This is a genomic window from Pseudomonas sp. WS 5071, assembly GCF_012985765.1.
GTDB classification, from domain to species: domain Bacteria; phylum Pseudomonadota; class Gammaproteobacteria; order Pseudomonadales; family Pseudomonadaceae; genus Aquipseudomonas; species Aquipseudomonas lundensis_A.
Genome location: NZ_JAAQWY010000015.1, coordinates 1 through 14,272, shown reverse-complemented (window position 1 = coordinate 14,272; position 14,272 = coordinate 1). Strand labels below are relative to the sequence as shown.

Annotated in this window: 12 protein-coding genes; all 12 read right to left on the bottom strand. The window is 58.9% G+C overall.

Features of this window, described 5'->3' with window-relative positions; genetic code table 11:
- Window positions 1-9 precede the first annotated feature (9 nt).
- The gene (locus HBN61_RS11110; RefSeq protein ID WP_170046777.1) at window positions 10-744 is read right to left on the bottom strand and encodes an ATP-binding cassette domain-containing protein; all 735 of its coding nucleotides are present in this window, start codon (window positions 742-744) and stop codon (window positions 10-12) included.
- Window positions 737-1,696: an amino acid ABC transporter permease gene (locus HBN61_RS11105; protein WP_524539073.1), complete on the bottom strand. Its 960-nt coding sequence runs from the start codon at window positions 1,694-1,696 to the stop codon at window positions 737-739. The genes HBN61_RS11110 and HBN61_RS11105 overlap by 8 nt, the downstream gene beginning before the upstream one ends.
- Before the next feature lie 145 nt (window positions 1,697-1,841).
- Window positions 1,842-2,639, bottom strand: coding sequence for a transporter substrate-binding domain-containing protein (locus HBN61_RS11100; protein WP_094993717.1), 798 nt, complete (start codon window positions 2,637-2,639; stop codon window positions 1,842-1,844).
- Between the two features lie 246 nt (window positions 2,640-2,885).
- Window positions 2,886-5,438 (bottom strand): glucans biosynthesis glucosyltransferase MdoH, encoded by a 2,553-nt coding sequence (mdoH, locus tag HBN61_RS11095; RefSeq protein WP_169965824.1) that lies wholly within the window; start codon window positions 5,436-5,438, stop codon window positions 2,886-2,888.
- Window positions 5,431-7,098, bottom strand: a complete 1,668-nt coding sequence (locus HBN61_RS11090) for a glucan biosynthesis protein G (RefSeq protein WP_169965917.1) — start codon at window positions 7,096-7,098, stop codon at window positions 5,431-5,433. The genes mdoH and HBN61_RS11090 overlap by 8 nt, the downstream gene beginning before the upstream one ends.
- A 287-nt stretch (window positions 7,099-7,385) precedes the next feature.
- Complete coding sequence (gene dtd / locus HBN61_RS11085) at window positions 7,386-7,823, bottom strand: D-aminoacyl-tRNA deacylase (RefSeq protein WP_094993719.1); 438 nt, start codon at window positions 7,821-7,823, stop codon at window positions 7,386-7,388.
- Window positions 7,820-8,791 carry a prolyl aminopeptidase gene (pip, locus tag HBN61_RS11080; protein ID WP_094993720.1) on the bottom strand — a complete coding sequence of 324 codons (972 nt, stop codon included), beginning with the start codon at window positions 8,789-8,791 and terminating at the stop codon, window positions 7,820-7,822. Before pip ends, dtd begins: the two co-directional genes overlap by 4 nt.
- 189 nt (window positions 8,792-8,980) lie before the next feature.
- Window positions 8,981-9,787: an N-formylglutamate deformylase gene (gene hutG / locus HBN61_RS11075; protein ID WP_170046776.1), complete on the bottom strand. Its 807-nt coding sequence runs from the start codon at window positions 9,785-9,787 to the stop codon at window positions 8,981-8,983.
- 11 nt (window positions 9,788-9,798) lie between these two features.
- Entirely contained in the window at window positions 9,799-11,004 is a 1,206-nt protein-coding gene (hutI, locus tag HBN61_RS11070; RefSeq protein ID WP_094993722.1) for an imidazolonepropionase, read from the bottom strand.
- Window positions 11,005-11,032: 28 nt separating this feature from the next.
- A complete protein-coding gene (gene hutT, locus HBN61_RS11065) occupies window positions 11,033-12,436 on the bottom strand; it encodes an L-histidine transporter HutT (RefSeq protein WP_094993723.1) in 1,404 nt (467 codons plus the stop codon).
- Window positions 12,437-12,510: 74 nt separating this feature from the next.
- Window positions 12,511-14,043, bottom strand: a complete 1,533-nt coding sequence (hutH, locus tag HBN61_RS11060) for a histidine ammonia-lyase (RefSeq protein ID WP_094993724.1) — start codon at window positions 14,041-14,043, stop codon at window positions 12,511-12,513.
- 106 nt (window positions 14,044-14,149) lie between these two features.
- Window positions 14,150-14,272, bottom strand: a 123-nt coding sequence (locus HBN61_RS11055; protein ID WP_170046775.1) for a urocanase-related protein, incomplete at its 5' end; no start/stop codon positions are given.

Sequence of the window (14,272 nt, the reverse complement as noted above, 5' to 3'; positions counted from 1 at the left end):
AACGTGTACTTACAGCACCTGCCGCAAAAACGCTTGGGCACGCAGGTCTTTTGGCGAATTGAAGAAGTCCTCCGGGGCAGAATCTTCCAGCAACTTGCCATGGTCAAAGAACAGCACGCGGTTCGCCACTTCCCGGGCAAAGCCCATTTCGTGGGTCACGCAGACCATGGTCATGCCTTCCAACGCCAAGGTTTTCATCACGTCCAGCACTTCGCCTACCATCTCCGGGTCGAGCGCCGAGGTGGGCTCGTCAAACAGCATAACCTTGGGTTCCATCGCCAGCGCCCGGGCAATCGCCACCCGTTGCTGCTGCCCACCCGAGAGGCGCGACGGGTATTCATTGGCTTTCTGGCCGATACCGACCTTTTCCAGCAGTGCACGGGCCTTGGCTTCGCGCTCGACCTTGCCCCGCTTACGCACGACTTTCTGTGCCAGGCACAAGTTTTCAAGCACGGTCATGTGTGGAAACAGGTTGAAATGCTGAAACACCATGCCGACTTCTCGGCGGTAAGCATTTACGTCGGTTTTGGGGTTGGCGAGGTCGACCCCGTCAATGCTGACCGAGCCCGAGTCGAAATCTTCCAGGCCATTCAAGCACCGCAAAAACGTCGACTTGCCCGACCCGGACGGGCCAATCACCACCAGCACTTCGCCCTTGGCGACCGTGGTGCTGACGTTATCCACCGCGTGGACAATCTGCCCACGGGTGTCGAAGACTTTTACCAGTTCGCGGACTTCAATCACTTTGCGCGAGCCTCCGCTCAAGACGGCTGGCCAGGTTGGACAGCGGCAGGTTGATCAACAGGTACAGGCCCGCCACACAGAACAAAATCTCGAACGGCGAGAACGAGGTGGTAATGACTTCGCGCCCGCTCTTGAGCAGCTCGGTAATCGCGATCACCGACACCAGCGAAGTGTCCTTGACCAGGCTGATGAACTGCCCGGCCAGCGGAGGCAGCACGCGTTTAAAGGCTTGCGGCAACACCACGTAACGCATCGACTGGGTGGCATTGAGCCCCAATGAACGCGCCGCTTCGTTTTGCCCGCGGGCAATGGACTGCACGCCAGAACGTATGATTTCAGCCACGTACGCGCCCGTGAACAGCGACAGCGCTGCAATCCCGGCGAACTCGCGGGACAGGTTGAGTACGGTGCCGATGAAGAAGTAGAAGATGAAAATCTGCACCAGCAGTGGCGTACCACGTACCAGCTCGACATACAGCGTCGACAGGTCGCGCAGGGTCGGGTTATTCGACAGCCTGCACAGGCCGGTGGTCAGGCCAATGATCAGCCCCAGCACCCCCGAGACCAGCGACAACCACACCGTGGTCCACAACCCCAGCAGCAAAGGGCCAGCGGCCCAATGTCGGGTGACGCCAATCACATCGCCTTCGGCAACGTCGTCGCCCTCAGCCAGTTGCACGCTGTTATCGGCCACCGTCAGGCGTTGTTCGGTGCCATCGTCGGCGCGCAAGACCACTTCGGCCTGATCGCCTTTGCGTACCAGTTCAATCACCGTCGAGGTTTCAGCTGCCCGCTGAGCTTCCTCCGCCTGATAGACGAAGTACTGCGGGACTCGGTTCCAGCGCCACTCGTAGGACATCAGCGAGGTGGCGTAATACAGCGCGCCAGCCAGGCCGATAAGCACCAGCACGGTCAACACATGCCAGGGCCACTGTGCTTTTTTTTGTTTGATCACGTTGCAATATTTCCGTCGAGGTCAGCGCGGCAGACTGTGTGAAGTCGCTGCCGCATGCTGCGATGGGCTGCGCGCCAGCCCAGGTGTCAGAAGGCCCTCGGGCCTTATCGCAGCCTTGGGCAGCGACTACAGGAGACCGCGTTTATTCCATGTCCTTGAGCCAAGTGGTGTCTTTGAACCACTTGTCATGGATACGATCGTAGGTGCCGTCTTCGTGGATCTGGTGCAGGAAGTTATTAATGAAGTTGATGCTGTCGTAGTCGCCTTTCTTCAGGCCGAAGGCCAACGGCTCGTAGGTGAAGGGCTGATCGAGGAACACCAGTTTGCCGTCACCGAACTTGTTAACGGCCACCACGTTGTAAGGGGCGTCGTAAACAAAGGCATCGGCCTTGCCGTTAACCACGTCCAGCACACCTTCAGGCTCATTGTCATAGCCGTGATACTGGGCCTTGGACATCAGCTTTTTGGCGATCATTTCGCCCGTGGTGCCCAACTTCGAGGTCAGGCGGTATTGCGGATCGTTGAGGTCTTTGTAGCTCTTGACCTTGTCAGCCAGTTCCTTGCGGATCAGCAGGGTCTGACCGACCACGATGAAGGGTTCGCTGAAGTTCAGGCGCAGGTTGCGCTCCTGAGTCAGGGTCATGCCGCTGCCGATCATGTCGAACTTATTGGTCATCAACGCCGGGATAATGCCGTCATAGCCGGTGGAAACCAGCTCCAGCTTGACGCCCATGGACTTGGCCATGGCTTTGAGCAAGTCGACTTCGAAACCAATGATCTGACCGCGTTTGTTGGTCATTTCGAACGGCATGTAAGTCGGGTCCATGCCCACCTTCAACGTACCGCGTTTGACCGCATCATCAATAGCGCCTGCGTGGGCTGCGCTGACCGCCAGTAGTGCAGTGACACCGAACATCAGTTTCGACAGAAACTTCTTCATCATCAACTCCCCGGAAACTACTTAAAAAAGGCGTTGGCCAACGGCGGGCCCGATACTCAAAGCCAACACAGCCGGGCATTCGCCCACTCGGAGACGGATGCTAACTCAGAGCAGAGGGAGCACAAAGGTTTTGCGTAAGAAAAGCGTTGTGCGCATCGGGATATATATCCGCGATTGCTGTTGAACATAGCGCCATGGCCTGTGCGATAACCAAAAAAAACCCCACCGAAGTGGGGTTTGTCTGCATCAGGCGGCCGGTTGTAACGGCAACAGCGGCGCATGAGGGTCGGCGGCGATCGACTCGCGCCAGGCATTGAGCCAGTCTTCGTGGCCTTCGTCCCACACCAACGCGTGCAAGCGTGCCAGAGCAACAGGGTCGCTCAGCAGCGCCATGCGCTCGTTGTTGTTAAGCCCGCCAGGCCCCACTTTCAAGGCATGACGCACCCGCTCGGCACGCAACCACTCAATCGGTTCGGCCTGACGGTGACGCGAGGTCGCCAGTGCACAAGCCAACGCGTTCTGCTGCGGGTCCACCACGGAACGGATAAACCCGTCGTGCAACGCGTGGTAACGATTTTCGTGGGTGTATTCGGCGGTGGCCGACAATTCACGGGGCGGCGCATATTCCTCAGGGATCAGGAACAGGCTGGCGTCACGGGACTTGAGGCCCAGCTTCACCCGGCTGGAAATCACCGACACCGGAATCGACAACATCAACGAGCCCACAATCGGCACCAGCCACCACAGGAAGCTCGGGTTCAACCACAACACCAACGCTGCCCAGGCCGCACCCAGCAGGGTTTGCGGACCATGGCGGCGCACGGCTTCGCTCCAGGGCGTAGAGTCATCGTCACGTTGTGGCGAGTTCCACGTCGCGGCCCAGCCCAAGAAAGCGGCCAATACGAAACGGGTGTGGAAGATCATGCGCACCGGCGCCAGCAGCATGGAGAACAACATCTCCAGAAGCATCGACAGCGTGACTTTGAACTTGCCGCCAAACTGCTTCGCGCCTTTGGCCCAGATCAGGATGATGCTCAGCAACTTGGGCAAAAACAGCAGCACGATGGTGGTCGAGAACAACGCCACGGCTTTTTCCGGGTGCCATTGAGGCCACAACGGATACAACTGACGCGGCTCCATAAAGTACTGCGGTTCCATCAGCGTGTTGACCGCCAACAACGCTGTCGACAGCAGCAAGAAGAAGAACCACAGCGGCGCCGACAGGTATGACATCACGCCCGTCAGAAACACGGCCCGGTGAACCGGGTGCATGCCTTTGACCAGGAACAGACGGAAATTCATCAAGTTACCGTGGCACCAGCGACGGTCGCGCTTGAGTTCGTCCAGCAAGTTCGGCGGCAATTCTTCATAACTGCCCGGCAAGTCGTAGGCAATCCACACGCCCCAACCCGCACGGCGCATCAACGCGGCTTCAACAAAGTCGTGGGACAGAATCGCACCCGCAAACGCGCCTTTACCCGGCAATGGCGCGAGGGCGCAATGCTCGATAAAAGGCTTCATGCGGATGATGGCGTTGTGGCCCCAGTAGTGGGATTCACCCAACTGCCAAAAGTGCAGACCGGCCGTAAACAGAGGGCCGTAGACCCGCGTGGCGAACTGCTGCATGCGCGCATACAGCGTGTCCATGCCCGACGCCCGTGGCGCGGTCTGAATGATGCCCGCGTCCGGCGTGGCTTCCATCAAGCGCACCAGGCTGGTCAGGCATTCGCCGCTCATCACGCTGTCCGCGTCGAGCACCACCATGTACTTGTAATCGCCGCCCCAGCGACGGCAGAAGTCGTCGAGGTTGCCGCTTTTACGTTTCACACGGCGACGGCGACGGCGATAGAAAATCCGCCCGAAGCCTTCGGTCTCGCGGCACACGTCAAGCCAGGCTTGCTGTTCAGCCACGCAGATGTCGGGGTCGTTACTGTCACTGAGGACGAAGAAATCGAAACGGTCCAGGTCACCGGTGGCCGCCACTGATTCGTAGGTCGCACGCAAACCGGCAAACACGCGGGTCACGTCTTCGTTACAGATCGGCATGACCAAGGCGGTGCGGGCGTCTTGCGGGATCGGCTCATTGCCGGCGCTGGCGCCCGAGATGCGGTACTTGTCATGACCGGTCAACAGTTCCAGAAAACCCATCAGGGCCGTCCAGAAACCCGCCGACACCCAGCAAAACAGAATCCCGAACAGAATCAGGATGCTGGTTTGCAGCGCATACGGCAGCACCTGTTGCGCGGTTTGCAGCAACGGCTGATGAATCACTTCGTCCAGATCGACAAACGACCAGCCCTGGTACGGCATGATGCCTTTCATGTACCAGCCAGCGACGATGGTCTGGCCGAGCATCAGGATCAGCAAGATATAACGGCGGATAGACCCCACCGTACGCCAGCGCGCCTTGGGCAACACGCGTTCATCTTTCGGCGGTGCGGGTGGGTTGCTGCGCCCGGTCAGACGCCGCCAGCCACGGACCAGAATGTTGGTGCGCCACGGCTCGGGCACCACTTTGGTACGACGAATCGGCGGCGTGGCCTTGAGCATGACCCGGCCACTGGCATCGACGCCGAGCATTTCGGCGTCTTCCAGGGCTTGAGCCGTGCTGAGCTTCAAGCGCGAACCCACCGACGCCTGAGCGGCCTCGGCGGTGTTCGCGTCAGGACGGGCCGAGAGGCGCTCATGCAACTCCTCGAAGGATGCGCAGTTCGCCAGTTCGGCGCGCTGCTCATCGCTCAGCGGAAGGTGCGCCAGGTACTCGCTGAGCGAGACTGACTGTGCTTGAGCATTACTCATCGGCTGGCAACTGGTAGCTCCAGGTCTCGGTCAAAACCTTTTCAGTCTTGACTGGCGCTGGGGTGGCAGGGGCAGCCTCGGCCGCAGGCGCTTTGGCGTCTTTGGCTTTTTGCTGGTCTTTCTTTTCCTGAGCCTTGGCGGCGGCTTTTTCAGCCTTGGTCAACGGAGCCGCCGGGGCAGGCTCTTCGTCTTTGACCAGCGCGGCACGCAGCTCGGTGGATTTGCCCGGGTCTTTGACCTTCAGGCGCAGCGTCAAACGCCAGCCCTTGGTTTCCGGGTTGTAGCGCAGGTTGTTTTCCACCAGCTCGGCGTTGTCGCCCACGCTGACTTGACTGCGTACGGCGGCGTCTGCAGGCAGCTTCTCAAGGGACGGGCCTTCGAAGTCGATCAGGTACGCCACGCTGCCGTCCGGTTGACGGATCAGGTTGGACTGCTTGACGTCACCGGTCGAACGCAGCGTTTGCTGGGCCCAGGCGCTGTCTTTAGGGTGCAGGGCGGCTTCGTCCATCGTCCAGTGCAGGCGATAGGCGAAATCGAAAGGCTTGAGCGGCTCAGGCTGGGTTTCCGGGCTCCAGAAAGCAACGATGTTGTCGTTGGTCTCGTCAGCGGTCGGAATTTCGACCAGGTCCACCGTACCTTTGCCCCAGTCACCCTGTGGCTCGATCCAGGCACTTGGACGCTTGTGGTAGTTGTCGTCAAGGTCTTCGTAATGGCTGAAATCACGGCCGCGTTGCAGCAGGCCAAAGCCCAGCGGGTTTTCAACCGAGAAGTTGCTCACCGACAAATGTTTCGGGTTGTTCAGCGGACGCCAGATCCACTCACCGTTACCGGCATGAATGGCCAGACCCGACGAGTCATGCAGTTCGCGGCGGTAGTTGAGGACCTTCGACGGCTGATTGGCGCCGAACAGGTACATGCTGGTCAACGGAGCGATGCCCAGCTTGCCGACTTTGTCACGCAGGAACATTTGCGCTTTGACGTCGACCACCGTGTCGACACCCGGGCGCAGTGTGAAGCGATATGCGCCGGTCGCACGTGGCGAATCCAGCAGGGCGAAAATCACCAAGTGCTTGTCACCGGCTTTCGGGCGTTCAATCCAGAACTCGGTGAAACGCGGAAATTCTTCGCCGGACGGCAAGGCCGTGTCGATCGCCAGACCACGGGCCGACAGGCCGTAGGTTTGGTCCTTACCGACAACACGGAAATAACTGGCGCCGAGCATGGTCAGGACTTCGTCCTGCTTATCGGCTTTGTTCAGTGGATAAAGGACACGGAAGCCTGCCCAACCGAGGTTCTCGGTGGCTTTAGGGTCAAATTGCACATCGCCGAAATCGAAACGACTGGCGTCGTACTTGATCTCTTCCACCTTGGTGGCGGTGACTTCGTTGATTTTCACCGGTGTGTCGAAATGCATGCCCTGGTGATAGAACGACAATTTGAAAGGCGTTTTGTCGTCAGCCCACTGCGCTTTCTCGTTGCGGAAACGAATCTTCTGGTAGTCCGCGAACTTCATGTCGCGGAATTCGTTAGGCAGATTGCTGCGCGGAGCCTGGTACTTCTGCTCGGCGAGGGTTTTAGCCTCCGCCGCCACGTCATCCAGACTGAATGCCCACAGTTGACCCGCACCGAACAAGCAAAAGAGCGCAGAGCCCGTCACCAGTGCGTTGCGTAACCGCTTGGCAGACTTTTTTGGTGCATTAAAGGGACTAACAATCACGAGCAAACCTCGCCGAATACAGATGATGAAACCAACCGCCAGCGATTGAATGCCGGGTTGGCGAGCACTGTTCCGACCTTCAAAGGAATGAATGATTCCCCGAACGCATCGGATTAGTCTCTGTGTAGCGCGCGATTATCTAGTAGGCCGCGTTACAACGCATCTAGTGTCAGCAAGTATTTGTGCTTAAAAAACCCTGTTTTCTGACGAAAACGCGTTTTTTCAGGGTTTTAGGTTTGTAGCAGAAATGTCACAGGGCCATCATTGACCAAATGGACCTGCATATCGGCACCAAATTGTCCTGATGCCACGTTCGTGTGCAACCGCTTTGCTTCGTCCAGCAGGTGGTTAAACAACGACTCGGCCAGGCCTGGCGGCGCGGCCGTAGAGAAACTCGGCCGCAGCCCGCTTTTGGTGTCGGCGGCCAGTGTGAACTGAGACACCAGCAGCAAACCGCCACCGATATCCATCAGTGACAGGTTCATTTTGCCTTCGGCATCGCTGAACACGCGGTAATTGAGCAGCTTGTGCAACAGCTTGGCGGCATTGGCCTCGGTGTCGCCGGGTTCGACGGCCACCAGCACCATCAAACCCTGATCAATCGAACCGACTGTCTCCCCCGCCACGTCAACCCGCGCGCCGGTAACCCGTTGTAAAAGCCCCTTCATGCTTCATCCGGTTGCAGGTTGAGCAAACGACGCGCCATCTCATCGGTGGCCCTGACCAGTGCATCGGTAATACCAGGTTCAGTGGCCGAATGCCCTGCTTCGCGGATGATTTGCAGCTCGCTGTCCGGCCAGGCCTGGTGCAGCGCCCATGCGTTATCCAGCGGGCAGATCACGTCATAACGGCCATGCACGATCACACCGGGCAAATGCGCGATTTTGTGCATGTCGCGAATCAGTTGGTTGGGTTCAAGGAAGGCGTTGTTGGTGAAGTAATGGCATTCAATGCGCGCAATCGACAACGCGCGCTGGGTCTCACAAAAACGGTCTACTACCTGCGGATTGGGCCGCAGGGTGGCCGTGCGCCCTTCCCATGTCGACCAGGCTTTGGCGGTGTGCAGTTGCGCGATCTGATCATTGCCGGTCAGGCGCTTGTAATAAGCCGAGAGCAAATCATGGCGTTCGTCTTCAGGGATAGGCGCCAGGTAGTCTTCCCAATAATCGGGAAACAGTCGGCTAGCCCCTGCCTGGTAGAACCATTCAATTTCTTGTGGCCGGGCCAGAAAGATTCCGCGCAGAATCAGCCCATGCACTCGGTCCGGGTGGCTTTGGGCGTAGGCAAGTGCCAGCGTAGAGCCCCACGAACCACCGAACAGCACCCATTTGTCGATCCCCAGATGCGAGCGAATACGCTCCATGTCGGCGACCAAATCCCACGTGGTGTTGTTTTCAAGGCTGGCGTGCGGTGTGGAGCGCCCGCACCCGCGCTGGTCGAACGTGATGATGCGGTACTTGTTGGGGTCGAAATAACAACGACTGTTGGCATCGCAGCCCGAGCCCGGGCCCCCATGGATGAAGACCACCGGCAGGCCATCTGGCGTGCCGCTTTCATCGACATAAAGAACATGCGGCTCATCGACAGCCAGATCGTGCCGGGCGTAGGGTTTGATCTGCGGGAACAAGGTCTGCATTGCGCACTCCATGGGGTTGAGGTCATCCCTGGGGGGACTTCAAAAATGTTGCCGTCCGGCATCATAAACCCGATTCGCGGCAATGAGCATGTCCTTATAGAAACAAGGGTTGAAGATCAGCGGCGTTTCCCTGCCGCGCTCCCCAACCCCGTCTATCTTCCTGATGCTTGTGGCTGAGGCCCTGTGAATTCAGGCACGCCCATAGCGCGCCTGTCCCCACGCAATAATCCGCTCCAGCAATTGCCTCAGCACCACCTGCGTGGGCTTCGCCAGATCTTCGCGGTAATCAAACGGTTCAAACTCCTCCATATACGTACTCTGGGCCAACTCCAGTTGCACGGCATGAATGTTGGCAGCCGGGTTCCCGTAATGGCGGGTGATGTGCCCTCCCTTGAAGCGCCCGTTCAGCACATGGCTGTATTGAGGGTGCTGCGCGCAAATTGCTTCCAGATCGCTGGCCAGTTGCGGATCACAACTGGCGCCATTAAATGTTCCCAGGTTGAAATCCGGCAGTTTGCCGTCAAACAAGTGCGGGATAAATGAACGGATCGAGTGCGCATCAAACAGCAATGCATAGCCAAACTCGTCCTTCAGCCGCGCCAGCTCTTGCTGCAAGGTCTGGTGATAGGGCTTCCAGATCTGCTCAAGGTACGTGGCCCGCTCTGTCTTTGAAGGCGCCAGCCCTTCGCGAAACAACGGCACTCCGGTAAACAGCGTGTCCGGAAACAAACCCGTGGTCGCGCCAACGTACATCGGCGCATCGTCCTGCGGGCGGTTGAGGTCAATCACGAAACGCGAATACTCGGCCGCCAGCGTGCTGGCCCCCAGCTCGGTTGCAAACTCATAGAGCTTGGGGATGTGCCAGTCCGTGTCCGGCAGGCTGAGCGCCTCGGGGATCAACCCGGCCTGGACCGCAGGCATCAGGCACAGCCCCGCGTGGGGCATGCTGATCAGCAATGGCACGCGGCCTTGTTTGAATGTCAGAACCTTCTCCACACGCCTTTCTCCTAAAGCACTACGTCGGCGCCGTTGCGCACGACACGTTTGTCCAGATCGCCACCCAGCCAGTACGCCAGATCCGCCGGACGATCAATGTTCCAGGCCACGAAATCGGCCACTTTTCCCGGTTCCAGCGAACCATGGGTCTCGCCCATGCCCAGCGCCGTGGCCGCGTGCAACGTGACGCCGGCCAACGCTTCTTCAGGCGTCATGCGAAACAGCGTGCAGGCCATGTTCATCATCAAACGCAATGACAACGCAGGCGAGGTGCCGGGGTTGAGGTCGCTGGCAATGGCGATGCTCACACCGTGCTTGCGCAGAGCTTCCATCGGCGGCAGCTGGGTTTCACGCAGGAAATAAAACGCACCCGGCAGCAGCACCGCGACCGTACCGGACGCGGCCATGGCCATGGCGTCTTCTTCGGTCATGAACTCCAGATGATCCGCCGACAACGCCTGATAACGTGCTGCAAGGCTGGAACCGTGCAGCGACGACAGTTGCTCTGCATGCAGCTTGACCGGCAATCCCAAGGCCTGCGCAACCTTGAACACACGCTCCACCTGCGCCGGGGAAAACGCCAGGTATTCACAGAACGCATCCACCGCGTCCACCAACCCTTCGGCCGCCAACGCGGGCAGCATTTCATTACAGATCAGGTCAATGTAGTCGTCCGCGCGGTCCTTGAACTCCGGCGGTAACGCATGCGCCGCCAGACAGGTGCTGCGTACCGTGACCGGCAGCGTTTGGCCCAGGCGGCGAATCACCCGCAAGATTTTGCGCTCGCTTTCAAGGCTTAAGCCGTAGCCGGATTTGATTTCGACGCTGGTCACCCCTTCGCGCAATAAACACATCAGCCGCTGACGTGCGCTGGCGAACAATTCCTCCTCGCTGGCTGCACGGGTTGCACGCACAGTGCTGGCGATTCCGCCCCCTGCTGCCGCAATTTCGGCATAACTCACGCCTTGCAGGCGCTGTTCGAACTCGCCGCTGCGGTTACCGCCAAACACCGTGTGCGTGTGGCAATCGATCAGCCCCGGTGTCACCCACGCACCTTCTAGGCCATAGGTGTGACTGTACGCACCTTGCGGAGCGTGCAACCGAGGGCCGATCCACTCAATGAAGCCTTCACAGGTAACAATGGCTGCGTCCTCAATGATCGAGTACGCACCACCGGCCATGGTTGCGACATTGCAGTGTTGCCAAAGCGTTTTCATTCACTCACTCCGCAGTTAATCGTTGGGATCAGGACAACTCAGGCTGGGGTTTGACCGCATGCGCAGCCAACGGTTTTACCCACAACCGGTACGCCACGACCAGGAATGCAATCCAGACTGCGCCCACAATCAGTGCCGCACGGGTGTCAGGGAAATAGCCCAACACGCCGAAGATAAACACCATAAACACGGTGGCCGCGATTGGAGCATACGGCCAGAACGGCACCGGGAACTTGAGCTGTGCCACTTCTTCGGCCGTCATCGAGCGGCGCATGGCGATTTGCGTGACCAGAATCATCAGCCACACCCACACCGTGGCGAACGTCGCAATCGAGGCAATCACCAGGAAGATGTCTTCCGGGATCAGGTAGTTCAGCACCACACCGGCCAGCAACGTCACACCCATCACCAGCACAGTCATCCACGGCACGCCATGGCGCGAGATCTGCGCGAAGCCTTTGGGTGCCTGGCCTTGCTGGGCCAGGCCAAACATCATGCGACCCGCCCCGAAGATGTCACTGTTGATTGCCGACACCGCCGCTGTAATCACCACAATGTTCAGGATCGTCGCTGCCGAGCTGATGCCCAGGCTGTCGAAAATTTGTACAAACGGGCTGCCCTGGCTGCCGATCTGCGTCCAAGGGTAAATGGCCATCAGCACGAACAGGGTCAGCACGTAGAACAGCAAAATACGCAACGGCACAGCATTGATGGCTTTCGGGATGACACGTTGCGGGTCTTTGGCCTCGCCAGCTGTGATGCCAATGATTTCAATACCGCCAAAGGCAAACATCACCACGGCAAACGAGGCAATCAACCCGCCTACGCCGTTGGGCATAAACCCGCCGAACGACCACAAATTGCTGATCCCGGTAGCTGCGGCGTCTGCACTGCCCGCGCTGCCGATGCCAAACAGCATGATGCCGAAACCGGCCAGGATCATCGCGACGATAGCGGCAACCTTGAGCAGCGACAGCCAAAACTCCATCTCACCAAAGACTTTGACGCTGCACAGGTTCAGGCCGCCAATCAGCAGCACGATGCCCAGCACCCAGATCCAGCGCGCCACGTCGGGGAACCAGAACCCCATGTAAATGCCGAACGCCGTGATGTCGGCCAGGCACACGATGATCATTTCAAATGCGTAGGTCCAGCCAAGGATAAACCCCGACATCGGTCCCAAATAAGTACTGGCGTAATGGCCAAACGACCCTGAAACCGGATCGCGCACGGCCATTTCGCCCAATGCGCGCATAACCATGAACACGGCCGCGCCACCTATCAGGTACGCCAGCAAAACCGCTGGGCCGGCCATCTGAATGGCCGCCGCCGAACCGTAAAACAAACCCGTCCCGATCGCTGAACCCAGCGCCATGAAACGGATGTGGCGAGCCGTCAGCCCGCGCTTCAAACCTTGAGCTTGCTTGTGCATTTCGCGCGTCCTTAATTATTTTTGTCGGCGCACACCACCGCACAGAGGGCTAAACGCCCTCTGCGGCGACGTGATTACAGGCTTGGCAGAATCCGCGCAGGCACCAGCGCGTTCAGGCAACGCGACGCCAGCAATTGCATGGCTGCATCAATGTCAGGGGCGAAGAAACGGTCTTTTTCATAGAACGCCACTTTTTCACGCAACGTGGTGCGTGCGATTTCCAGCTTCGGAGAGGTTTTCAGGCCATCGCGCAAGTCGAGCCCCTGACAGGCCGCCAGCCACTCAACAGCCAATACACCGCGCACGTTTTCAGCCATTTCCCACAAACGCTTGCCCGCAGCAGGAGCCATAGACACGTGGTCTTCCTGATTGGCCGACGTCGGAATGCTATCGACACTGTGGGGGTGGGACAACGCCTTGTTCTCGCTGGCCAACGCGGCGGCGGTCACTTGAGCAATCATAAAACCGGAGTTGACCCCGCCATTGGCCACCAGGAACGGCGGCAATTGCGACATGTGCTTGTCCATCATCAGCGAGATGCGACGCTCGCTCAGCGAGCCAATTTCAGCGATGGCCAGCGCCATGTTGTCGGCAGCCATGGCCACGGGCTCGGCATGGAAATTACCCCCGGAAATCACGTCGCCCTGCTCGGCGAACACCAGCGGGTTATCCGAAACCGCATTGGCTTCGATGCCCAGCACTTCGGCCGCCTGACGGAACTGGGTCAGGCAAGCGCCCATGACCTGCGGCTGACAGCGCAGCGAGTACGGGTCCTGGACCTTGTCGCAGTTCTTGTGGGACAGCGACACTTCGCTGCTTTCACCCAGCAGGTCGCGATAAATGGCTGCTGCATCTATTTGCCCACGCTGGCCACGCGCTGCGTGAATGCGCGGGTCGAACGGCGAGCGTGAACCCAACACCGCTTCAACCGTCAGGCCGCCACAGGCCATGGCAGCGGCAAACAGGTCTTCGCCTTCAAACAAGCCGCGTAACGCAAATGCGGTGGACACTTGCGTACCATTGAGCAACGCCAGCCCTTCTTTGGCAGCGAGCGTCAGCGGCTCCAGACCGGCCTGTTTCAAGGCAGTGCGTGCGTCCAGCCACTCACCTTTGTAGCGCGCCTTGCCTTCGCCCAGCAGCACCAGCGACATGTGCGCCAATGGCGCCAGGTCGCCCGATGCACCCACGGATCCCTTGAGCGGAATGTGCGGATACACCTCGGCGTTGATCAGGGCGATCAATGCGTTGATCACCACGCGGCGAATACCCGAGAAGCCGCGACTCAGGCTATTGACCTTGAGCACCATGATCAAGCGCACCAGGTCGTCACTGATCGGCTCGCCAATCCCCGCAGCGTGGGACAACACCAGAGAACGCTGAAGGTTTTCGAGGTCATCACTGGCGATTTTCGTCGATGCCAAGAGCCCGAAACCGGTGTTGATACCGTAGGTGGTACGGTTTTGCGCAAGGATCTGTTCAACACACGCAACACTGGCATCGATCTGCGCCGATGCGCTTTCATCCAGCGTGAGGGCCACTGGCTGCTGATAAATGTCACGCAGCTGGGCAAGGCTCAATTGGCCGGGAATCAGGTTTAACTCAAGCACGTTAATACTCCTTCACGCGTGTTGATAAATGACGTTTTTATTGTGGGCTGACGTGCTCGCAGGGGGACGCATCCACGCCTGCGCACGCGCGTCATCAACATACGGCTTAGCCGTTAATCATCGGCAGGTTCAAACCCTGCTCGTTGGCGCAGTCAATGGCGATGTCGTACCCCGCGTCGGCGTGGCGCATCACCCCGGTGGCCGGGTCGTTGTGCAGCACGCGGGCAAT

Excerpts from the sequence above, each read along its gene's own strand:
- hutT (WP_094993723.1), bottom strand. The coding sequence starts at position 12,436 with ATGCACAAGCAAGCTCAAGGTTTGAAGCGCGGGCTGACGGCTCGCCAC.
- dtd (WP_094993719.1), bottom strand. The coding sequence starts at position 7,823 with ATGAAGGGGCTTTTACAACGGGTTACCGGCGCGCGGGTTGACGTGGCG.
- HBN61_RS11100 (WP_094993717.1), bottom strand. The coding sequence starts at position 2,639 with ATGAAGAAGTTTCTGTCGAAACTGATGTTCGGTGTCACTGCACTACTG.
- hutI (WP_094993722.1), bottom strand. The coding sequence starts at position 11,004 with ATGAAAACGCTTTGGCAACACTGCAATGTCGCAACCATGGCCGGTGGT.
- mdoH (WP_169965824.1), bottom strand. The coding sequence starts at position 5,438 with ATGAGTAATGCTCAAGCACAGTCAGTCTCGCTCAGCGAGTACCTGGCG.
- pip (WP_094993720.1), bottom strand. The coding sequence starts at position 8,791 with ATGCAGACCTTGTTCCCGCAGATCAAACCCTACGCCCGGCACGATCTG.